Source organism: Tahibacter amnicola (assembly GCF_025398735.1).
Taxonomy (GTDB): domain Bacteria; phylum Pseudomonadota; class Gammaproteobacteria; order Xanthomonadales; family Rhodanobacteraceae; genus Tahibacter; species Tahibacter amnicola.
Genome location: NZ_CP104694.1, coordinates 369,545 through 389,978 on the forward strand (window position 1 = coordinate 369,545; position 20,434 = coordinate 389,978).

24 protein-coding genes are annotated in these 20,434 nt (G+C 67.8%); 9 read left to right on the top strand and 15 right to left on the bottom strand.

Annotation, left to right across the window (positions count from 1 at the left end; all coding sequences use genetic code 11):
• Positions 1–15: 15 nt before the first annotated feature.
• Together N4264_RS01460 and N4264_RS01465 are read left to right on the top strand one after the other, a co-directional pair.
• Positions 16–879 carry a hypothetical protein gene (locus N4264_RS01460; protein WP_261695306.1) on the top strand — a complete coding sequence of 288 codons (864 nt, stop codon included), beginning with the start codon at positions 16–18 and terminating at the stop codon, positions 877–879.
• Positions 880–881: 2 nt separating this feature from the next.
• Entirely contained in the window at positions 882–1,406 is a 525-nt protein-coding gene (locus N4264_RS01465) for a hypothetical protein (protein ID WP_261695307.1), read from the top strand.
• A 15-nt stretch (positions 1,407–1,421) separates the two neighbouring features.
• On the opposite strand, the gene N4264_RS01470 is transcribed toward N4264_RS01465, so the two are convergent.
• Both N4264_RS01470 and N4264_RS01475 read right to left on the bottom strand, forming a co-directional pair.
• A complete protein-coding gene (locus tag N4264_RS01470; RefSeq protein ID WP_261695308.1) occupies positions 1,422–1,787 on the bottom strand; it encodes a hypothetical protein in 366 nt (121 codons plus the stop codon).
• Complete coding sequence (locus N4264_RS01475) at positions 1,784–2,353, bottom strand: hypothetical protein (RefSeq protein WP_261695309.1); 570 nt, start codon at positions 2,351–2,353, stop codon at positions 1,784–1,786. The genes N4264_RS01470 and N4264_RS01475 overlap by 4 nt, the downstream gene beginning before the upstream one ends.
• 266 nt (positions 2,354–2,619) lie before the next feature.
• On the opposite strand from N4264_RS01475, the gene N4264_RS01480 reads away from it, so the two are divergent.
• Entirely contained in the window at positions 2,620–5,397 is a 2,778-nt protein-coding gene (locus N4264_RS01480; protein ID WP_261695310.1) for a DotA/TraY family protein, read from the top strand.
• An 89-nt stretch (positions 5,398–5,486) separates the two neighbouring features.
• Positions 5,487–5,882 carry a hypothetical protein gene (locus N4264_RS01485; RefSeq protein ID WP_261695311.1) on the top strand — a complete coding sequence of 132 codons (396 nt, stop codon included), beginning with the start codon at positions 5,487–5,489 and terminating at the stop codon, positions 5,880–5,882.
• Positions 5,883–5,895: 13 nt separating this feature from the next.
• Here the strand turns inward: N4264_RS01485 and N4264_RS01490 are convergent, their stop codons facing one another.
• On the bottom strand, positions 5,896–6,585 hold the full coding sequence (locus N4264_RS01490) for a FliH/SctL family protein (protein ID WP_261695312.1): 690 nt from the start codon (positions 6,583–6,585) through the stop codon (positions 5,896–5,898).
• A gap of 32 nt (positions 6,586–6,617) precedes the next feature.
• Positions 6,618–7,100 (bottom strand): hypothetical protein, encoded by a 483-nt coding sequence (locus N4264_RS01495; RefSeq protein ID WP_261695313.1) that lies wholly within the window; start codon positions 7,098–7,100, stop codon positions 6,618–6,620.
• A gap of 142 nt (positions 7,101–7,242) precedes the next feature.
• Between N4264_RS01495 and N4264_RS01500 the strand changes: the two genes are divergently transcribed.
• The gene (locus N4264_RS01500) at positions 7,243–7,539 is read left to right on the top strand and encodes a hypothetical protein (protein WP_261695314.1); all 297 of its coding nucleotides are present in this window, start codon (positions 7,243–7,245) and stop codon (positions 7,537–7,539) included.
• A gap of 225 nt (positions 7,540–7,764) precedes the next feature.
• Complete coding sequence (locus N4264_RS01505) at positions 7,765–8,664, top strand: hypothetical protein (RefSeq protein WP_261695315.1); 900 nt, start codon at positions 7,765–7,767, stop codon at positions 8,662–8,664.
• Between the two features lie 50 nt (positions 8,665–8,714).
• Here the strand turns inward: N4264_RS01505 and N4264_RS01510 are convergent, their stop codons facing one another.
• The 8 genes from N4264_RS01510 to N4264_RS01545 form a co-directional block, all read right to left on the bottom strand.
• Positions 8,715–9,671: an alpha/beta hydrolase gene (locus N4264_RS01510; protein WP_261695316.1), complete on the bottom strand. Its 957-nt coding sequence runs from the start codon at positions 9,669–9,671 to the stop codon at positions 8,715–8,717.
• A gap of 75 nt (positions 9,672–9,746) precedes the next feature.
• A complete protein-coding gene (locus N4264_RS01515; protein ID WP_261695317.1) occupies positions 9,747–10,616 on the bottom strand; it encodes a CPBP family intramembrane glutamic endopeptidase in 870 nt (289 codons plus the stop codon).
• A gap of 17 nt (positions 10,617–10,633) precedes the next feature.
• On the bottom strand, positions 10,634–11,281 hold the full coding sequence (locus N4264_RS01520; protein WP_261695318.1) for a DUF998 domain-containing protein: 648 nt from the start codon (positions 11,279–11,281) through the stop codon (positions 10,634–10,636).
• A 31-nt stretch (positions 11,282–11,312) separates the two neighbouring features.
• Positions 11,313–11,636, bottom strand: coding sequence for a hypothetical protein (locus N4264_RS01525; protein WP_261695319.1), 324 nt, complete (start codon positions 11,634–11,636; stop codon positions 11,313–11,315).
• Positions 11,636–13,468: an ATP-binding response regulator gene (locus N4264_RS01530; protein WP_261695320.1), complete on the bottom strand. Its 1,833-nt coding sequence runs from the start codon at positions 13,466–13,468 to the stop codon at positions 11,636–11,638. Before N4264_RS01530 ends, N4264_RS01525 begins: the two co-directional genes overlap by 1 nt.
• A 168-nt stretch (positions 13,469–13,636) precedes the next feature.
• Positions 13,637–13,942, bottom strand: a complete 306-nt coding sequence (locus N4264_RS01535; protein WP_261695321.1) for a hypothetical protein — start codon at positions 13,940–13,942, stop codon at positions 13,637–13,639.
• Positions 13,943–14,172: 230 nt separating this feature from the next.
• The gene (locus tag N4264_RS01540; RefSeq protein WP_261695322.1) at positions 14,173–14,625 is read right to left on the bottom strand and encodes a hypothetical protein; all 453 of its coding nucleotides are present in this window, start codon (positions 14,623–14,625) and stop codon (positions 14,173–14,175) included.
• Between the two features lie 26 nt (positions 14,626–14,651).
• Complete coding sequence (locus N4264_RS01545) at positions 14,652–14,873, bottom strand: hypothetical protein (RefSeq protein ID WP_261695323.1); 222 nt, start codon at positions 14,871–14,873, stop codon at positions 14,652–14,654.
• A 123-nt stretch (positions 14,874–14,996) separates the two neighbouring features.
• On the opposite strand from N4264_RS01545, the gene N4264_RS01550 reads away from it, so the two are divergent.
• From N4264_RS01550 to N4264_RS01560, 3 genes are all read left to right on the top strand, one after another.
• Positions 14,997–17,117 carry an ATP-binding response regulator gene (locus tag N4264_RS01550; RefSeq protein WP_261695324.1) on the top strand — a complete coding sequence of 707 codons (2,121 nt, stop codon included), beginning with the start codon at positions 14,997–14,999 and terminating at the stop codon, positions 17,115–17,117.
• A gap of 162 nt (positions 17,118–17,279) precedes the next feature.
• A complete protein-coding gene (locus N4264_RS01555; RefSeq protein WP_261695325.1) occupies positions 17,280–18,224 on the top strand; it encodes a hypothetical protein in 945 nt (314 codons plus the stop codon).
• On the top strand, positions 18,221–18,673 hold the full coding sequence (locus tag N4264_RS01560) for a hypothetical protein (protein ID WP_261695326.1): 453 nt from the start codon (positions 18,221–18,223) through the stop codon (positions 18,671–18,673). The genes N4264_RS01555 and N4264_RS01560 overlap by 4 nt, the downstream gene beginning before the upstream one ends.
• A 68-nt stretch (positions 18,674–18,741) precedes the next feature.
• Here the strand turns inward: N4264_RS01560 and N4264_RS01565 are convergent, their stop codons facing one another.
• The 3 genes from N4264_RS01565 to N4264_RS01575 form a co-directional block, all read right to left on the bottom strand.
• Positions 18,742–19,191, bottom strand: a complete 450-nt coding sequence (locus tag N4264_RS01565) for a hypothetical protein (protein WP_261695327.1) — start codon at positions 19,189–19,191, stop codon at positions 18,742–18,744.
• A 232-nt stretch (positions 19,192–19,423) separates the two neighbouring features.
• Entirely contained in the window at positions 19,424–19,882 is a 459-nt protein-coding gene (locus tag N4264_RS01570; protein WP_261695328.1) for a hypothetical protein, read from the bottom strand.
• Positions 19,883–20,040: 158 nt separating this feature from the next.
• A complete protein-coding gene (locus N4264_RS01575) occupies positions 20,041–20,397 on the bottom strand; it encodes a hypothetical protein (protein WP_261695329.1) in 357 nt (118 codons plus the stop codon).
• Between the last annotated feature and the right edge of the window lie 37 nt (positions 20,398–20,434).

Below are 20,434 nucleotides of genomic sequence, written 5' to 3' on the forward strand. Positions count from 1 at the left end.
CAGCAAGAATCAGCCATGCGAACGGAAGCTGACAGCAGAAACACCAAGAAAATCGCCGAGTTCGCGCAATCGTGGCGGCTGCTGCGCCTGACGGCCATGCCGGCCCTGCAGACCGCCGTGGCCGCGCTCTACCAGCTCGTCCACGTCTCCAACAAGATCCTGCCGCTCAAGAGCTACTTCAATGTCGTGCAGGACATGCAGCGCGCCGCGGCCGGAACCTTCGCGCCCAACGCCGAAGGCATCTGCACCGAAGACGAATTCATCATCGCCTGCTCCTACCTCAAGGTGGAGATCGCCAAGCAGGGCGCCGTGCATTACCTCAAGGGCGAAAGCCCGGATCTGCGCCAGACCAAGAAGCACCGCACGCCCGTCGACCTGTCCGACGAAATCGTGCTGAAGAGTCTTTCGGCGGCCATGGCGCGTCCGGATGAGTCGCGCGGCTCGGTCGGCTTCGAGCAGATCGTCAGCGGCGTCAATCACCTGGCCCGTCTGATGCGCCTGCGCGCCATCATGCCTGACGCGGTACGCATGCACGGCAACTACTCCGAGAGTAGCAAGGCCGATGTCCGCCGCCATTTCGGACTGTCCAATACGGATTACGAGGCGATGATGGCGATGGCCCGGCGCGAGGGGCTGATCCAGTTCCGCAACCGGCGCCGGGCACCGGACAATCTTTTCAGTCTCAAAAGCGCGCTGTTCGCGAAGGTGTGCGAACGCGCCTCGGTGCTGGGCTATACGCCACAGCGCACGCTGAACCTGATCGTGGCCAATTTCTTCGAACTGGCCGAGAAGCACGAGCAGCAGGCGCGGCTCCAGGCGACAAGCGCGCCGCGGGCGGCGGGTGCGCGGGATGCATCCGGCGCGGGCGAAGAGGAATGACCATGGGACCGGATCTGTCACCCGGCGAACGCCTGGCACACCAGCTGGCCGCCTGTACGGGATTCCTGCGCTGGGCGGCGGCCTTTCCGGCCGAGTCGGTCCAGCGGCATCCCGAGCGTGACGGCGTGATGTGCCTGTCGCCGCTGCAGAGCAGCCGTTTCAGCTTCGCCTTGGCGGGCAGCACGCTGTATTGGGGCCTGCAGTCCTGCGAGGCGGAATGGGCGGCGTGGTTGCCGCTGGACCGGGCCTGGGTGACCGACCGGGTGTATCTGGCCGTCGCGGGAATCAACGGCATGGGCACGCGCCTGTCTCCGCTGACGATCAGCCTGTTCGTCGACGACCCGGATAAGCGCGCCCGCATGGCGCAGGCGTCGCAGCTGCAGCGGGTCCGCGTTGAGGCGCAGGCAGGCCGTATCGTCGCGACCGGACAGCGCATCGGTGCGCCGTGCCCCGTGACGGCCGCGCCGGCCGCGACGGACGTGCTGCGGGACGCGACGTCGGAACGGCCGGCAGCCCGCTTCCTGTAACCCGGAAGCGACCGCTCAGGCGGGCGTCGACCCACGCGGCGCCGGCGAATTCCACTCATCGGCCGCCGCCACGGCGGGTGCCGCACCGGCCGGCGCGCCGTCGAGCCATTGGCGATCCAGCCCGGCACCGTGGGAGATGTCCGCACTGACCCGCCCGCGCTGGTCCACGACCTGGGCGATCCCGCTGACGAGTTCGGCCGAGGCCGGTTCGCGCAGCAGTCGATCACCCAGCTCCGGCGGCAGCTGCGCCAGGGCCTCGCGCACTTCCTGCCCGTGATCGGCCAGTACCGCCTGCCGGGCGGCCAGGACCGGATTGTCCGGCGCGGTGCTGACGCTGGCGGTGAATCCGGCGAAGTGTTCCGGCGCGGGCATATCGCTCACGATGCGGGCTCGTCGCTGTGCGGCATCGGGTTCTTGATGAAGGGCGCGAGGCGTTCGGCCATGTAGCGTTCCATGTAGACCCGCTCGGCGTCCCGCAGCAGGCCCAGGGCAATCTCTTCGTTGCCGCACAGGCCGACCGCCTGGGTGCGCAGATTGCCCAGCCATTCGCGCCGCTCGTGGATGGAGCCGGGGGTTTCGTCGATGGCGCGGACGGCATCGATCAGGCGTTCGCGGATACGCTCGGTCGGCGGCGCGTCCGGACGCAGCTCGGCAAAGGCCAGCGTGGCCGAATGGACGGCCTTGAGGAAACGCACCTCGGCCTCCCGGCCCTGCATCACGCGCTCGGAGGTGCCGGTATGCAGGGGCGTATTGCGCAGCAGTCCTTCCTGCTGGTCGCCCAGGATCTGTAGCGCCTGGCGCAGACGGTCACCGGACTCGTCCGTGCGCAGGGCCGCATCGGCGACGTAGTCGAATGCGAGCGGTTTGCCGGCGTTTTCGGCGGTTTTCGCACGAAGCAGCTCGGCCGCGATCAGGAATCGGCTCACATCGCGGATGGAGAGTCGCATGGCGCCGTCATACCTCCAGAAAAGATATCCGGCCGAGCTGAGCCGAAAAGGCCGCTTATCGTAATAAAAATCCCGCCGGACGGAATACTTGCCGCCGGTGCGGCGGACGTGGCGGGGCCGGGAAACGCGACGGGCTTCATCCATGGCTAGCAGAGGTTGTTAAAATGATTGCACGATAAAAATTTGACTATCTGTTGGTTATTGCCGTCAAAAAGTAGCGTTATGATATCTTTACGCCTACCGACCTGACTAGCTGGGGATCGCCAATGACCATGCCGTTCTCGCCATGCCCGCCCACGGGCACATGCGAAGACAAGTCGTTCCAGCTACTCAATGATGTGTTCGGTGGCGCCGTGGCGGCGCTGGCGCAGGGCGCAGACCCCCATGGCGTCGACGCCAGCAGCAACATCCTGGCGATGATGTTTTCCTACTTCAATTCGGGCGTGCTGGTGATCGGCGCGCTGATCGTTTCCTATATCGCGTTCGTCGGCACCATCTCCACCGCCAATGACGGCGAGGCGATGGGCAAGAACTGGTCGTCGCTGTGGACCCCGCTGCGACTGGTCACCGGCGGCGCCTTCCTGCTGCCCACGGCCAGCGGGTATTCGTATGTGCAGCTGGTGGTCCTGATGATCTCCCTGTGGGGCGCGGGGCTCGCCAACGTGACCTACCGCGCCGGCATGGACCTTTCGGTGGTCTCGCCCAACGCGGCGGTCGCCGGCATCAACCAGCCCGGCCAGTTCTATGGCCTGCGCGACCTGGCGAAAAACCTGGTCACGGCCGAGTACTGCACGCTGGTGGCCAACAAGGTGTACGGCAATTCCGCGTTTGCCGCCGCCAATCCCGAAGTCGGCCTGATGGCCCAGGCGGAAAAGGTGACCAATGCGCCCGACATGCAGACGCGGTACTACTACTACCGCGATGCCAATTCGGCGTCGAACCTGGCCGGCCAGAACCCGATCTGCGGCACCTACAACCTGCACCTGCCGCGCACCATCGGCGCCAGCCCCGGCCCGGTGAGCAAGGACCGTGAGCTGGAGCTGGCCCTGGGCGCGCTGCGCAATTCCCTCTGGGACGACAAGACCGTCGTCATCCGTGGCATGCACTCGGCGCTGTTTGACTGGGTACGTCAGTGGCCGATTCCCACGGAGCCGGGGGCCGCGGGCGGCACGCCGGTCGATGCGCATCGCTTCAACCAGATCGTCAACGAGTACGAGCAGCAGCTGGTCACCCGTCTGGTTGCCACGGGCGAAGGCGCCAACGGTTCCACGACCAACACCATGGGCCAGTACCTGCAATCCCTGACCCGGGAAGGCTGGGCCTCCGCCGGCGGCTGGTGGCAGCGTTCGGGCCAGGTGCGCGGCCAGATCTACAATGAGATCCGGGAAAACCCGGTCACCGTCAGTGCGCCGTCGCTGGCCGGCTTGCCCAACGACGCGCGCGCGGCCGCATTTGTCGGCATCGTCAACGGCATGACCGAGAGTGTCTTTCGCAAGGCCGAATCTGCGCGTGGTTCGACCAACGCCTACGCCGATCCCCGCTCGGTCACGGACATGACCACCCTGCTACCCAAGGACGCCAACAGCGACGTCAACGTCGCCGCCCTGCGCGAAGACCTGGACGGCAAGCTCAAGAGCTATTCCACCAACATGATGAAAACGGTGGTGGACGTGGCCCTGGGCACCAACTCCTCGGGCGGCACCATGCCGGAATTCGTCTGCGGCACGGCCGGCACCATGGGCGGCGCGATGAACCGCATCAAGTGCATCGGCGACCTGATGACCACCGTCGACACCGCCCTGCAGACGGCGCTCTTCGCAATCAAGACATCCGCCACCGGCTTCCGCGTCGGCGCGGGTCTGCTTAGCGCATTCAAGGTGGCGGGGACGGGCGTGGAAGCGGACAAGGTCGCAACGCCCGTGTGGGACTTCGTGCTGCATGTCATCACGCCCATCCTGGAAGGAATGCGCCAGAAGACCACCTGGCTCGGCTTCTATTTCGGCGTGTTCCTGCCGTCGATGCCCTACGCGATCTTCATGATCGCGGTCATCGGCTGGCTGCTGACGGTAGCGCAGACCCTGATCGCAGCCCCGCTGTGGGTACTCACGCACATGACGCCGGACCGCTCGTTCATCGGCGGCCAGCGCCATGGCTACCTGCTGTTGCTGTCCCTGTTCGTGCGCCCGGTGCTGGCGATCCTCGGCCTGTTTGCCGCCATGCTGATCAGCACACCGGTGATCAATTTCATCGCGACGGGCTTTTTCAGCATGAAGTCTGCCCTGGTGACCTCGGGCGGCCACGCCGGTTCGCTCGCTGACTGGCAGGCCTTCTCCTGGTGGTTCAGCGCCTTCGGCGCCCTGCTGCTGCCGGTGCTGTACATGGTGTTCGGCCTGCCGCAGGTGCTGCCCGATGCCGTTCTCAAATGGATCGAAGCCGGCGCCGACAGCATGGGCACCGCCAACGCCGGCGGCGAGATGCGCGCCGGCATGACCGGCGCGGCGGCAGCGGCAGCCAGCAAGCAGATGAGCAAGGGGACGTCCGCCGCCGTGGACAAGCGGCTTGAGCGCAACAACGAGCGCCGCGCCGAGGAAAGACGCCGCGCGGCGGGCGACGGTGGCGGCGGTGGCGGTGGCCGCCACGAGCTGGTGAACGGCGCCAGCCAGGGCGCCGTCCCCGTGGCCGAAGACCGGCCGCCGTCCAGCATGGGCAGCAGGTCCGGTAGCGGGGGGTGGAGGTGGTGGAGGTGGTGGTGGATCCGGCTCGGGTTCATCGCCCGGCCCGCAGTCCACGCCGCCGACCGGCGCTCCCGCCGACAGTGGCCCCGGCCGTCGCCCCCCGGCACCGGTGGAGCGACGGCGGCGATGGCAGCGGGCGCTGCCGCCATGGCCGCCAGTGCCATTGCCAAGGCGAGGAATTCCGCGATGAACGTGGGCCCCCAGGGCCAGGCGCCGTCGAGCGCGTTCGAGGAGAGCGGTGATTCCGTGCTCAGCCAGCGGGACTCGGGGTCAACCTTCAGCGACCTGGAAAAGACCACGGGCGATTGAAGCATCGGCCCGCATCGACACCTGGCTCACACGCCGCTGAGCCAGGCTGTGGGAAACTCGCCAATTCCACCCCTGGAAAAAGGAACCCCATGAACGCCATCGCATGCGGCCTGCGCGCCGCACCGGTTCTCCTGGCTCTGGCCTTGTCGGCCTGCGGCGGCGGCAAGGACGCCGCGGCACCGACCGCCTCTTCGAACGCGAGCGCGCCAACCGGTGCATCCGTCGCCGCACCGGCCCCGACCGGCCTGCGCGCGCGCCGACTGGCCGATCTTCCGTCGGGTGCGGAAGGCGGCAACCTGCTGGCCAAGGAACTGTCGCCGGGCGAGATGACCCTGATCAACCAGTTCATGGGACGCGGCTCCTTCACGCCGGAAGAGCAGGCCTACACCGTGCAGCAGGCCCTGGACGACCAGGCTCGCCGCAACGGCGGCCAACCGGCGGACCCGGCAGCGATGCGCGACACCGCCGCCCGCTCGGTCAACTGACCCGTCGCGCGGATCAGGGCGCCATGGCCGGCTCGTCGTCGGCCATCGGCGTCACGCCCGCGACCAGCGGTCCAAGTCCCAGTGGATCCTGCAGCAGCGCCGCGGCGGCGGCGCCACCGGTCGCCAGGGCCCGCACCGCAATCGGCCGTTCGGCCAGCGCCTGGAACTGCTGGTGAAAGGTTTCCAGCACTGATTCCCATTGGGTGAACGGGTTCTGCTGCAGCTGGTGCATGGCCTGCAGACAAGTGGCCGTCAGCGTCATCTGCTGCGCATGGGCGCGGCGCAGGGCCGCCAGCTCGCGCTGAAGGGCTGACTGGCGTTGCTGCAGCTGGCCGACCTGCTGTTCCAGCCGTGTGTTGACTGCGACGTAGGCGGCGATCGCCGTGAGGTAACTGCGATCCGGTGCATCCATGGCAGCGGCGACGGCCAGATCCGTGTGCTGCCATTCGTCCACCTGAGCACGCAGGGCCGCGATCTGCTGCGCCTGCCCCTCCAGCTGGATGTGCAGCGCATCCCGCATCGCGGCCAGGCGCGCGCAATCTTCCCGGGCCTGCTCAAGCTGCAGCGTCCCCTCCGCGCGACCGCTTTCGAAGCCGCGCCTATATCCGGACTCGCTCTCTTCGGCGTAGCAGGCATCCGCGCGCCATTCCGTGGCGCCGCCGATTCCCCCCGGGCGCACGCCGGCATCATCACGCGTCGACATCTTCATCATCCTTCCCTGGAAAGGCGGGCCGCTCAGGCGCCCCGGGTGACGGGGGCTGGCAGGCCGAATGCCGCCAGCCGCCGGGTGGCCACGTCGACCCAGTCGGAGAAGCGCTCGTCCTCCAGCACGGCGCGCATGGCCAGCAGCGGCAAGCCGCGGGCCGGGTCGCCGTCGAGGTAGAACGCCACCCACCATTCCGGCACCAGCTGGACACGGCCATCGTGGGTTTCCACGGAGAAGGGCAGCGCGAGCACGCCCCCCATCGCACGGACGCGGTCGGAGCTCAGACTTTGCGACGCCCACAGCGCAACATGCGTGAGGGTGCCCGGCTCGACGAGCATCAACGCAACCACATTCCGTGACGCGGTGTTGAGGTAGATGCCGGGCTCCAGCGGCAGTGGTTCGCCGGCAATGACAGGGCGCTGCGGCAACCTGCCGAGCAGGTGTTCGAGCAGGGCATACATCTCGAAGGCGACCGGAATGTCCCGGCGCAGCGCGGACGATTTCGCCGACATGGCTGAAATAAATCCGTCTGACGCGGCAATGGCCTCGCAAATCATTGATGGCAGCGTGCTTTGTAGGCTATCCACGACTATAGATTTTGCCGCGTGTCAGGAGTAGACTGATGGTATCACAAAAAAACGGTATCTCGTTTTTATGACAAGCATCCTGCGGCGTGGCATCCTGGCGACCGCACTGGGCGCCCTCTCCTGTGCCGCTGGCGCACAGGACGTCATGGAGCTGGTGGTCAACAGACCCGACGGCTCGTCCTACACCTGCACCTTCGTCGCTGACGCCGAAGGATTCCGCATCGATCCGGTCACCGGACACTGGAAGGCCAACGGCACCAGTTTCGTCTGCCCGCCGCCCCCGGTACCCGGCGCACTGGCGCCGGCCGAGGCCCGCGCCGAAACAGCTGCCATCCCGGCGGCACCGGCACCACGGAGCCGCTGATGTCCGCCGACGTACCGCTTCCGGCATGGACCGCACACGGACCCCGCAAGGCAGCACTGCCCGGCGGCCGGTTCCCGTTGCAGTTCCTGCCTTTTTTGCCAGGCCGTTGCCCTGCCCGCGCGACGCGGGCGGGCGGCCTGGCTTCTCACCCGAGGAATGTGTTGCGATGAGCGATTCTTCTCTTTCTGCTGCCGCGAATACGCCACTCGGCCGGGGTGGTGAGGTATGAACACGGCAGTTCACGCATTGCAGGTCGTGCGGCTGGGCAAGCAGCACGCGGTGGAAATCCACCTGGTATCCGGCGGTTCGCTGCACGCGGACCGGCTGGCGGACTTCGTCAAGGATGGCCTGACCCACTTTTCCCGCTGGACCCTGCCCAGCGCGGCGACGGGACGCGTCTCGCGCCTGCTCGGTCCGCTGGTCAACACGGTCCGGGGTGCACTGGAGTCCGGTCGCCGCAGCGTGCAGCTCAACGAACTGAACGCGTGCGAGAAATTGACCAGTGCACGCGACATGGACGGCACGCTCGCCCGCTTCGCCGCGGATGAACTGGGTGAATGCGTCGTGTTCCGCGACGCCGACGGCACCCTGCCGGTGGCGGACATGGAAACCGACCTGAACGACGCGCTGGCGCGCCTGGATGTGCTGCTGGCACGGCTGGACATCACGTCCGTATCCGCCGACATCGACACGCAGGCGCCGGAACAGCGCTCGGTGCTCGCCGGGGCTCGCGCGCGTCGCGAAGCGCTGATCGCCGCCGAGGCCTGGCTGTCGAGCGATGAGGTCGGCCGCCAGCTGGGCGGCAACAACGCCAGTGCCGCCGCCATCAAACAGCGTCCGACTGACGCGCGCCGGCGCGGCAAGATCTTCGGCGTCTGGCACGACGGAAAGTTCTACCACCCGGTGTTCCAGTTCAACCAGGCGACGGGCACGCCGGTGGCGCAGATGGGCGCGATCCTGCGCGCGCTGCCCAAGGATCGCACGGGCTGGACCCAGGCCCTGTGGTTCTTCCGCAGCCGCGCTGACCTGGACGGTCGCCGTCCGGCCGACCTGATGCCTTCGGAGATCGACCGGGTTCTCGCCATGGCCCGCGCCGAGGGCAAGACCGAAGCCATCGCGCGCTGATCCGGCCGTCTCACATGTCCTTTTGGAAGGGGGCGCGCACCGCCCCCGGCTCAGGACGTCGCGCCGGACGGATTTCCGGCGGGCACGAGGCCGACGACGTCACGCAGAAAGGCCAGGCTCGCCTGGAACACCTCCTCGGCGCAGTCCGAACGCCAGGGCGATGCGATCACGTGCGCGCCGTTGGGGAAACAATCCATGCGCTTGTGCGCAGCGGGCGTCACCAGCGCGTCGAACATGGCCAGCATGGCTGAAACCCGCGCGGACGGATCCTGGTTGGCTTCGTCGCGGTAGTAGCAGGCCATGTAGTACGGCGCGATGACCCGCCGGAACAGCGCCGGCTGCATGACCTCGTCGAACAGCGCCGCCAGGCTCCGGTAACCATCGCGGTGAATGCGCAGCGACCAGTACTGGTTCTGGTGCGCAATGCGCGTGGCGGCATCGTGCTCGACAACCCCGCCCGGCAGGCACAGCTGCCGCATCAAGGGTTCGTTGAACGCCTTTACACCCGGCGACCACGCCAGGACGGCTGCCACGTGTTCAGGCCAGGTGCCCGCGAGCGCCGTGCACAGCGACGCCCCCATCGACGTGCCGACCAGGACAACACGCCGCCCCAGGGTCAGTCCCATCGCCAGCGCTTCGGCGGCCCGCGCCAGCAGGGCCGGCGCCGACAGTCCCTGCATGGCGTCGCCGTGATCGAAGCCGTGGCCGGGAAACCGGTTCAGCACCAGATTCGCGCCGAATGCCACGGCCAGGCGCCGGTGCTGTGGTTCCCCCTCGCCCTGGCTGGCGCTGAAGCCGTGCAGGTAGACCACGGCAAGCTCGGTCTGGCGGGGATGATCCGGATCTGCAAAGACGATACGTGCGGCGTTGTCCGGCTTGAGGCGGCGGAACAGGGCTTCGCGCCGCGCCAGCTCCGCCGCCAGGCGAACCGGGTCACGCGACACCGCCGGCAAGGGCGACGGTGTTGTTGCCGGCGAAGCGCCGACATCCCGGGCTGGCTGCAGCATCTGGCAGGCGTCCGTATCTGGAAGGGTGGAACACGCTGGCAGCGTTTACGCCTGCCGGCGGCGAATACGCTCCGCCTATGCCTTTGCGAGCACGGGATAGGCGAACAGGAAAAAGTGCACCAGGTTGAGCGTAGCATGCGCCAGCACGGCCCCTTCCAGGCCAGCCCGGCGATAGGCCAGGCCATAACCGACGCCGGCCAGGGTCGTGACACCCATGTACGCCCAGCCGCCGCCCAGATGGGTGATGCCAAAAAGCAGGGACGATACCGCGATGCCCGCCCAGGGCGCCCAGGATCGCCCGCCGGCCAGCCGTTCGACGCCTTCCTGCACATAGCCGCGGAAGAGAACCTCTTCGGTCAGGCAGACCAGCAGCAGGTTGTTGAGCATCCACAACGCCGTCGCGGGCGGCCAATGGGGATCCCAGCGGGTCAGGCCCGCCAGCGAGGCAACGGCGAGGCAGGCCGCCGCGGTGGCCAGGCCCAGCCCCACCCCGATCGGCACCCCCTGGCGCAGGGGCCCCCGTTCCCAGGCGACGTGGCGCCAGGCCCAGATCGCCCAGACCACGACCAGTGTCTTGTCCAGGTTGAGATAGAGCTTGAACGGAACGGTGTCCGGGCTGAAGACGCCATTCATGACCAGCGGGTTATTGAACCCCGGCACCGTGTGCAGGCGCAGGGCGATGGCGGCGAGGATGAAGAGCGCATGGCCCGGCACCACCAGCAGCAGGCGTCGACCCGGCTGCACCGCGTAGGCGCAGAACCCCATCAGGGCAAATGCCGGCACCGCGCGCCAGTCCAGCTGGCCGACCGCAAACGCCGCGGCGAATGCGAGCGCAAACAGCGGAAGCGCCGCCGCCCGCCAGGGCCGTATCCACACCACCACGCAGGCACTGAAGAGGAACAGCCACGGCACCAGACCGGCCGCCGACAGGGGGTAGAGCGTCATACCAGCATCCATTGCCATTAGTTCGTTTCCGCCGCAGTCGACCGCAGCGGCTCCAGGCGGTGCCGCCACTGCCATGCCGCCCATTGCAGCCAGAGCAGGATCGCCAGCACCAGAGTCTTCTGCACCAGCCCCCGCGGCAGGCCGGCTCCCAGCTGCATCACCACGTAGGTGGCCAGCGCCAGCCCCGCCAGGGCGATTCCAATGTCAGGACGGTGCGTCCTGTCGCGCTCCATCCCCCACAACGTCGTCTGCACCCCGATTCCGGCGACCAGGCACAGGAAGGTCGTCTGCGCGGCCAATCCGTGGATCAGCCGGGTCAGATCCGCACCCGGTGCAGTGTCACCGACTGCCAGGGCGGTGAAGGTTACCGGCAGCAAGGCCAGTCCGGCTGTGCCGAACAGCATGACTGGCAACGCGCAGTGTCGGCGGCGTCGCGGATCGCCCAGGCCGAGCAGGCCGGCCAGGGGAATACAGAACGCCATCACGCAGTAGGCCGCACGCAGCGCGGCGCCACCGGGGCCGGTCAGATAGGCGCTCATGGGGGCCTGCCAGGGCACCAGGTCCGGACGCTGGAGATGCGCGCCCAGGGTGGCCAGGAGAAACAGCAGCGGCGCCGTTGCCAGCGCGCCACACAGGCCGCGCTGCAACCGTTCGTGATGGGACATGGGCACTCGCTCGGAAACGCCGGGGACCGGCTCAGGACGGCTCGGTGGCCGGAAGATATTCCGGCTCCGTCAGGATGGCCGCCTGTGCGGCGGCGGCCTCGGCCGCCAGGACGGCAAACGCGGCCGCCAGATCGCCGCCACGGCGCTGCACCTCGGAAAACTGTTCGCAGGCTGATACGCCGGCGGCGAAATCGATGCTGACGAACTCGTTCTTGAGCGCGTGCACGGCGTCGATCGTGCCGAAGCCGTCGCCGGCATCGAGTGCGGCGCGCAGACTGTCCACTCCCTGGCCGAGGCTGGCATGCACCACCTGCAGGAACTGCCGGACGGCGGCGGGCGTGGTGATCTCACGCATCACGCGCAGGGGGAGCTGGCATCCGTCCGGATGCCCGGCACTGCACCGGGCGCCGGGCGCGACTGCGCCACCTGCTCGAGCGTTTCCAGCAGTTTCTGCGTCGCGATCGGCTTGGTGAGGTAGGCTGCCGCGCCCTGCTCGACGGCCAGGCCCTGCGCGGCCGGGTGCGAGTGGGCGCTGATCACCACCACTGGTACGGGCCCATCGGCCGTCAGCTGCTGCAGCTCGGCAAGGACGGACCAGCCCGACATCCCGGGCATGTGCAGATCGAGGAAGACGAGGTCGAACGGCGCCGCGCGGGCGGCGGCGAGGGCCGTCGGACCGTCCTCGGCGAAGGTGGCCGCGTGCCCTGCCCGTTCCAGGATGCGGGCGAAGATTTCCCGGTTTGCCGCGCTGTCGTCGACCACCAGGCAGCGCATCGGTGCGATGCGCCGGCGATGGCTCTCGAGCGCCTCGAGTACCGTCTGGCGCCGGGGAACCTCGCGCCGAGGTGCCAACGGCAGGCGGAATCGCCAGGTGAACACGGTGCCGCCGGCCGGGTTGTCCTGGACGGAAAGCTGGCCGCCCATCTGGTCCGAGACGTTCTTGACGATATACAGGCCCAGTCCCACCCCACCGTGCCGGCGCGTATCGCCCGTGCTGGTCTGGTGGAAGGCATCGAAAACGCGCTTCTTGTCCGCGTCGGCGATGCCGGGGCCGGTGTCGGTCACCGTGCAGATCACCGTCTGGTGACCGGGTGAGGCGGTGTTCTCGCGCCACACTGCGACATCCACCGTGCCGCCGGCCGGGGTGAACTTCACTGCATTGGTGACCAGGTTGCTGAGCACCTGCTCGATCCGGCCGGCGTCACCCAGGAGTTCATCGCCCAGCGAGCGGTCGACGTCGAACCGCAACGCCAGCGCCTTCTCATCCGCCAGGGGCTGGCAGATGTCGCTGACCGTCTGCACCACATCCGCCATGAAGAACGGCGCGGGGACCAGGCGCAGCCGGTTGCCGTCGATCGCGGCGACGTCCAGCACCTCGGTGACCCTGTGGTGCAGCGCGTTGGCGTTGGAGGCCACCAGCTCCAGCAGCCGCCGCTGGTCGCCGTCGAGCCCGCGCGTGTCGATCAGCGCGGCACCGGCGACGATGGAATTGAGCGGCGTGCGCAGCTCGTGCGACATGGTCGCGATGAACCGGCTTTGCGCCTGGCCGGCGACGATGGCCTGGATCGAGGCTTCCCGCAGGGCCGAGAGGATCCGATTGACGATCAGCGGCAAGACGAAGGTAAAGATGAAGGCATACAGGGCATAGGCCGGGCGGCTGATCCAGTAGCCCGGCGGGGCGGTGATCCAGGTGATGAAGACCGATGCCAGGGTTGCGGCCCAGAACGCGCCGCGGTGGTAGCGCACGCCCACTGCGACGGCGATCAGCGGGAGGAAGGAATTGAGCGAGATCAGCAGGATGAAGGCGCGGTCCAGCAGGATGCCGATGCCGGCGAAACTGGCGACGATGCCAATCGCGTCTGCCCACTCGGGCGGTTCCAGCCGGAAGAGGCGGAGGACGAGCATCCACCCTGCACTGGCGGCGAACAGCGCCAGCGCCCAGGGAAAGACCGCCACCGCGTCGCGGACCAGCACCTCCTGGTAGCCCACGCGGGTCTTCCAGTACCACACCCAGGCGAGAATCAGCCCGAACACCACGGTCCGCGTGACCGACATCTGGCGTTCGCTGACCATCGCCACCAGGCGGCTGATCTGTTCGTTGCGCAACTGCTTGGCGACTTCCGCCAGTGCCATCGCTGAACGGCGCGGTGGCGCGGCGCCGTCTTCCACCATCACCGGTCGGGACATGTCGCTCTCGTGTTCGCGCCAGGGGCAGCCGCGCCGACGTCCCCGCACGGATCCACCGGCAGGTGTCCTCCGAAGCGGCGTCGGTGCCAAAAACAAAGCCGCCTATGACAGCCGGCGGCGCGGGGCCAGTCTGCCCCAAAGGCTCCGGAGGGGGAGCCTACAGATTGTCTAGCACTGGCGCTGCTGCTGGTGTCGCCAGTGGGCCAGGAACTGTTCTTCCGCTGCCCATTTGGCTTCCAGCGAGGCGAAGGGTGCGCCGCGGCGCTCCACTTCAGCGGCCAGCCACCGGTGACGCACGATGGCGGGAATCTCATCGCCCTCGTCGCTACCGTCGTCGTCAAGTGACCGCATCCGGGCGGTTCCTCGCCAGGATGCGGCCGTCGAGGCGCCCGTCGACACCGCGCCATCCCCCGAGCCCAACACCTCGGGAGTTTCGCGGGTGCGCTCGCCCGCGTCCGCCAAGACCAACCTCATGTTCAACCCCGTCCCTTCGAGTAGAGAATGCGATTCCGCTACTCCGCTACTACACGCCGGCGGCCCTGGCTCCGGCGTCCCTGAACGCCGAAGAGCCTACGTGAAACAGCGGATTGTCCCCCCCGAAGAACCCAAGAGTATTGGCGTTCTGGCTATGGAGCGCGCGAGCGTTCCGAGTAGCGCCGTCAGACTCTAGAGTTTCTGAACAACGCCTGTCAACAAACGTGACTTTACTTGACAGCGACAGCGGGTACGGCCGGTGCGTCCTGCTCCGACGGTACCGCCAGCGATTGCCGCGTGAAGGATTCATAACGGGCGCAATAGTCGCCCAGGATTCGCGTGGTCAGATCGAAAACCGATTCATCGCGCGATACGGCGATCGTCTTGACCTTGGCCCACAGGTCGCGGCTGACGCGCAGGGTGGCCTGCTCGTCCTGCGGCACGATGACACCGTCATCCTCGGCCACCGGCGCCGGCGCCCGCGCGCTGGCCGAGCGGTACAGCTCGCAGAATTCGCCCAGCTGCTCGGCCGTCAGCTCGTGCAGCGCAATGCCGCGCTGGTGCGCGATCAACTTGAGCTTGGCGCGGATTTCCTTGGGCACGCGCAGGGTCTTGTCGCCTTCCTGCGAGGCCCTCGGCGGGGCCGTGGGTACCGCTCGAAGTGTTCGACGCAGGTCACTCATCGGTCGTTCCTTATCAAAAAGCGGGTTCAACCGCCCTGGCGATCGAGTTCGGCACGCAGGTCGCCAATCCGCATCTGGAAATCCATCCGGATACGGTCGAGTACCGCAAACACCCCTTCAGGCGTACTGCCGTCATCGCGATCCCGAATCGCCGACAGCCAGATATCCGGTCGCGGCAGGTTCTCGATGGCGAGCTGGTAGGCGGTGATCTTGTCGCGGATGGACACGCTCAGTTCGTGCGAACTCATGTCCCGACTCGTTTCGCTTCCGGTCTCATCGCGTCCGGCGCCGCTGGGACGCTACTATTAGCGGAATCGCGGAGTACCGGGTGGGCGGCCAAGCATACGCCGCGGCAACAATTGGGCGCAACAATGCAGACTCCTGAATCTTTTGCACTGGGTTCGTCGTGGTTGTGGCCAATGCCGGATGGAGAGGCCACGGGCGAACGCAACTACAACCTCAGCCGCATCGTCGCCGGCACCCTGATCGGGGTGAGTTTTCTGCTGGTATCGCTCCTGCGGCCGGGCAACCCCGCTGCGCTTCAGGTAGCAGCCGTGTGTGCCGCCGGCGTGCTGGCAGCGGCGATGACGCTGGGACACGTCTTCGCCTTCCCGGCCCCTTCGGCCTGGCGCCGCAGCGTGGCCGTGATCGGCGACACCGCCTTCGTCGGAGGCATCGTCGCCCTGGGCGGCGAGAACGCCATTCCGCTGCTTGTGCTGCTTCCCGCCATCGCGGTCGACGCGGGCCGGCGCTTTGGCCTGGGCTATCTGGCCGCCGCGTCGGCGTCGGGGACGGTGCTGTTCGCACTCGCCGCGATCGCGACGGACTACTGGGCCCAACGTCCCCTGGTGGTGATGGCACTCATCTTTGCCCAGTTCCTGATCACGGCCTTCGCCGGATTGTTCCTGGCCCAGCTCAATCGGGCGCGGCGGGAGGTGGTGCGGCTGTCGGGCGAGAAAGACCGCTTCATCACGATGATGGGCAACGAGATCCGCAACCCGCTCAACGCCATCGTCGGCAATGCCGACCTGCTGTTGCACGAGGCACTGCCCCCGGAGCAGCGCGAGAGCGTGCAGGTGATCCGTAGCCAGTCCGACCGGCTGCGCATGCTGGCGACCAACCTGCTGGGTTACTTCGACGCCAGCTCCACGGTGCCACGGCAGGCCGTGGAGTTTGATCTCACGGAGCTGCTCGACAGCGTCCGCGAAGGACTCCTGCCCCTGGCGTTCGAACGGCGCATCCGGCTGGATATCCACGAGGAGGCCGGCTGTCCCTGGCGGGTGACCGGCGATCCGCAGATTCTGCGCCAGATCGTCGGCAATATCCTGGCGCACGCGCTGGGAGTGACCGATCACGGACGCGTGGAGATGATCGTCCACGCCCTCGACGAGGGCGATGCAGCCCGCGGCATCCTCCGGCTGAGCGTCAGCGACACGGCGCCGGCCTTGTCGCCGGCCGCGTGCGCCGCGCTGTTCGAGCCGTTTGGTCTGCAGGGTCATACCACCCTGGGCAATCCGCCGGGTACGGGGCTGAACCTGTGCAATGCGCGCCGGCTCGCCACCGCCCTGGGCGGCAGCGTGGATTTCACCTCCTACACCGGTGGCGGTGGGCGCTACCGCATCGTCATTCCGGCCCAGGTACTGGATACGCTCGCCAGCCGCCCGGCGCGCACGGGCCCGGCCGCGGCCGTGGTGCGTATCGACGACCTGTATGTGCGCCACCGCGCCCGGGTGCGGCCGCAGCGCATCCTCGTCGCCGAAGACCAGCCCAGCAACCAGCAGATGCTCAGCAGTGTGCTGGACAAGGCCGGCCATCACGTCTTTCTCGCCAAGACCGGCGACCAGGCAATGGAACGGCTGGCGCGCGAGCGCTTCGACGTGGTGCTGGTGGATCTGCGGCTGCCCGGCACCAACGGTCTGGATGTGATGAAGCTGGTGCGGTTCTCCCACGCGGACCGCTACGCCAACGTGCCGTTCCTGGTGCTCACCGGCGAGGCCTCGGAGCGCACGCGGCAGGCCTGCATGGCCGCCGGCGCGGCAGCGTTCCTGATCAAGCCGGCTTCGCCCCACGCCCTGCTCGATGCCCTGTCGCAGGCGGTGGAGGGCGCGCGCCGGCAGGCCGGCAGCCGCGTTGCCACGACCGGCGACACCGGCCCGATCCGCGGCGCGGTCGCGCGTTCCACGATGGGCGGCGCCGCCCCGCGCGTCATGACCGAAGCCCTGCGCGACGCATTGCGTTACGTCGAACGCAGCGAAACCGCGGCCCGCGCGGGCAACTGGAAATTGCTGCGCGACCTCGCCAGCGCGATCCGCGGTGCGGTGGATCCCCTCGGCGCGGTGCGCGTGATCGCCGTTTGCGGGCGGATCATCGAGGCCAAGGACATCACCCTCGAAGACCTCTGGCCGCAGTACCTGGACGAGCTCAACGCCGGCCTGAACGAGGCGAGCGACGCGCTGGCCCGATTGTTCCGGCGCACCGAGACAGCCGGCTGATTGACCACCCTGAACATCGCGATGGGGTGTCATCCAATTTGAGGATCGTTCGTTAAATCAACAGGCTGCGCGCCTGCCAACCATGCTTTCGTATGGAAAAACCGGGCGATGTGGTAAATTTTTGTCGTTGCCAATTTTTGGCGCTGCGTCCGGTGGCTTTCCATGTCCTCAAGAGCGATTGCGCTGGCGTTCGCCCTGTTTCCGCTGGCCTCGGCGGCCATCACCACCACGTTCGGTGACGAAAAGGCGATCACTCTCTCGGGTTTCAGCTATCGCGCGGGCGTCGTTCGCGCCACCGTGTCCCAGGGGTTTCTGCTGTGTGCCAACACCGCCTGGTGGGTGAACAGCCCGACGCCCAATACGACGGGCCTGGCGGTTCAGCACGTGGATCCGGCCACCAGTACGGCGCGGTTCTTCTTCGGCGACCAGCGCCTCAATACCCTGCCCCTGGTACCGAACGATCTGCGCAGCATGACCGGCAGCGGTCCCGACACCAAGCTGTCCGGCGTCAACGGCAGCGGCACGGGCACCCTCGCCTGCTACGCGGTGGACGCCACCGGCCGCCGCATCGGCGCCTATGCCGGCCTGTTCGCCGATACCTTCGAACCGGCGCCGGCGCGCCAGTGCCCGCGCGTGCCGGCGGCCGGCCCCTGCCTGACGGTCCGGGTGGCCAGCATCGAGCCCAGCAACGGGGTCTATCTCTACACCTACTTCATCGACTACCAGCTGCCCGCTGCGGTCGGCCGGTACGTGATTCGCGACGGATTCGACCCGCGCCTGTTCAGCGAGACCACCGAGTGGTGCGCCGGCATGGTGGGCTCCAACGATTGCGTCGGCCTGAGCGGCACCTCGCACACGGTCGATTACCTGGCTTTTGGTTCCAGCGGTGAACCACAGCTGGGCCGCGTCATCGTCCGTCGCTTTACGCGCCTGGGCGTGGGCCCGGCCGACCTTGCCGCCTCGGCATCGCCGCCGGTGATCGCCGCGCTGTTCCCCGAAGCGTCGATCCTCCAGGCCGAGCGCCAGATTGACGACAACGTCGCCGTCGGCCGGGGCCTGGTCTCCGCGCCGGACGCGCTCGACCCTGCCATGGACTCCGCCGAATGATCCTCACCGCCACCTTCCTGATTGCTGCCGCCAGCTCGGGCGCAACGCCGCCGCCGGCGCCGGAAACCGTCCTCGCCACGTTTGTCAGTTGTGAGCGCAAGAAGGCGCGCCGGGAAGATTTCGAGGCCGCGATCGGCCACGCCGGCGGCAAGGCAATGATCCAGACTCATCCGGAAGCCGGCGAAGGCGAATACAGCGTGCCGCGACCGGTCGACGTGTTCGGCTTTCCGTCGCGGCGCCTGGCCGTCCAGGAAGAGATCAGCGATGCCGGCCTGTCAGCCGTGACCTACCTCGCCCAGCTGGACCGCACGCACGTGGCCGATGTCGCGCGCATCGCCGGCGTCGACAAGAACACCGTGGGTGAATACCGCAAGCCGATCGAGAAATTCGGCACCCTGCATCTCACCCAGATGGGCGAGGACGTCATCGTGGCCTGCGTTCACGACTGACCGCGCACGGGCGCCGCTGCGAGAGCGCTGCCAGGCGCGACGCAGCGTTTCAGAAGGGACGGCGCCGGTCAGCCGTGCGCCGCCATGAAGGACGCGACCCGTTCGTGCACGTGTAGGGCGTTGCCCGCCTGGGCCTGCGCCTGCCCGATCGCCCATTCCAGCACCGCCGTATCGGCGACGAACCCGGGACCGGCCTGGCCGGCGGCCTGCGCCAGGAACCATAGCGCGCGTCCGACGAACAACGGATCGGTTTCGATGCGCGGATCCAGCTGGGCGCGACAGTGGGCGATCAGATCCGCCAGCGCGCGCTGCAGGCCCGTCTGCTCGACCCATTCGCGCAGGTTTCCCCGCGGCACGGGATGCAGTGCGGGATGAATCGCCACCGGCGTGACCCGCTCGATATCCATAGCATCCCAGTAGGTCACGCCGTCCTTGCCGACCAGGACCAGCTTGCGCCCCCCGGACAGGTCATCGACCTCCAGGTAGCTGCCGGCGACGTAGCGGGTGGTCTTGGTCATGCGCTCTCCGAATGGCTGCTGTCTCAATACGTATTCCAGGGACCTTTCACCGCATGCGGCCAACCGACCGATGCGCCATCCTGGCGCCAGCCCCTGCACGCATCGCCTAGCTGGGACGATACGCGTTGAATCACGGCTCCTTGTTACCCGATTCCAGTGCGCCCGCCGGCCCCGTGGACCGCCGCGCGGCGGCGAGGATACCGGCATTGACCGACCGGTTCACGCCGCCGGATCAGCCCTCCGCGTCGCCCGCCCGCCTGCCGCCGCTGATCCCCGCCGGGGCGTCCGCGAATGTGATGCCGGCCGGATCGAAATCCGGCCGGAGCGTCCGCGCGGCGGCCGCAAACAGGTGCGTCACGTCGTAATGACCGTCCTCGAGATAACGCTCGAATGTCTCCAACACGAACGGCGCGACCTCGACGAACGCCCGTGCCTGCACCTGGACCGCACGCAACGGAAACACCGGGCTGGGTTCATCGGCCCACTCGAAGCGGTACCCGATGGCGCCGAATCCGAGCCGGCGCGCCAGGTCATCGGCCAGGCACAGCAGCGACGGCAGGACGATGTCGACGACATCCTCGGCGGTCAACATGCCGCCGTCGTAGGTCAGCCGCCGGCCGTCCCGGATCGCCTGGTCGGCAACGCCATGGATCAGCCGGCCCAGTTGCGCGTGCGTGTTGCTGTGAATCATCCGTTCCTCGCGCGGTTGTCGCGGTCGTGGCCGGCGACAACGCCTCCACCAGGCAGACACGGCCGCATCATCGCAGAGCCCCGCCCGGCGCGGTCAGGGTCGGCTGAGCGCATTTTGCATCGCAACATACATCGTTCACATTGCCATTTTTGCTATTACTACACAATGGACGGCGCCTCGAGCGCCCGCAGCGCCGCCAGGATCATGGCCAGGCCGCCGCACATGGCCAGGAACCCGACCCCCACCCGTGCCAGGCGGGCATCACCGTCCAGCTCGCCGGGTCGCAACCAGACCGCGCGCACCAGCAGAAATCCGGCGAACTGGATCAACGCCGGCGCCAGCACGATGTAGGCCCAGCCTGCGTACAGCAGCACCCATTCCAGCGGAGTGGCCGCCGTGTCGGCGAGGACCCAGGGCAGCGCCCAGAGCCATAACGCCCCCAGCATGGCCAGTCCGAACGCGGCCTGCGTCGCTGCGCTGAATCCGCGCGAACGCAGGAACTGTGCAATCGTCATCGGCGCCTCCGTGAAAGCCGCGGCGGGCCCCGGGAAC